Consider the following 866-nt stretch of genomic DNA (forward strand, 5'->3'; position numbering starts at 1 on the left):
CGACATCTCATCATCAGTGAAATCGAGTAGGGCGGGACACGTGATATCCTGTCTGAATATGGGGGGACCATCCTCCAAGGCTAAATACTACTGACTGACCGATAGTGAACCAGTACCGTGAGGGAAAGGCGAAAAGAACCCCTGTGAGGGGAGTGAAATAGAACCTGAAACCGTGTACGTACAAGCAGTAGGAGCACCTTCGTGGTGTGACTGCGTACCTTTTGTATAATGGGTCAGCGACTTATATTCAGTGGCAAGGTTAACCGTTTAGGGGAGCCGTAGGGAAACCGAGTCTTAACTGGGCGTTCAGTCTCTGGATATAGACCCGAAACCAGGTGATCTAGCCATGGGCAGGTTGAAGGTTGAGTAACATCAACTGGAGGACCGAACCGACTAATGTTGAAAAATTAGCGGATGACTTGTGGCTAGGGGTGAAAGGCCAATCAAACCTGGAGATAGCTGGTTCTCCCCGAAATCTATTTAGGTAGAGCCTCGGACGAATACTACTGGGGGTAGAGCACTGTTAAGGCTAGGGGGTCATCCCGACTTACCAACCCTTTGCAAACTCCGAATACCAGTAAGTACTATCCGGGAGACACACGGCGGGTGCTAACGTCCGTCGTGGAGAGGGAAACAACCCAGACCGCCAGCTAAGGTCCCAAAGTATAGCTAAGTGGGAAACGATGTGGGAAGGCTTAGACAGCTAGGATGTTGGCTTAGAAGCAGCCATCATTTAAAGAAAGCGTAATAGCTCACTAGTCGAGTCGGCCTGCGCGGAAGATGTAACGGGGCTAAGCTATACACCGAAGCTGCGGCAATGTCTTAGGACATTGGGTAGGGGAGCGTTCTGTAAGCCGTTGAAGGTG

The 866-nt window shown here is 50.6% G+C and carries 1 rRNA gene; it reads left to right on the forward strand.

Going from position 1 to position 866, the window contains the following annotated elements:
• Window positions 1-866, forward strand: a 23S ribosomal RNA gene (locus ACJB0T_RS21920); the annotation flags it as partial.

The organism is Vibrio sp. CB1-5 (assembly GCF_059412285.1).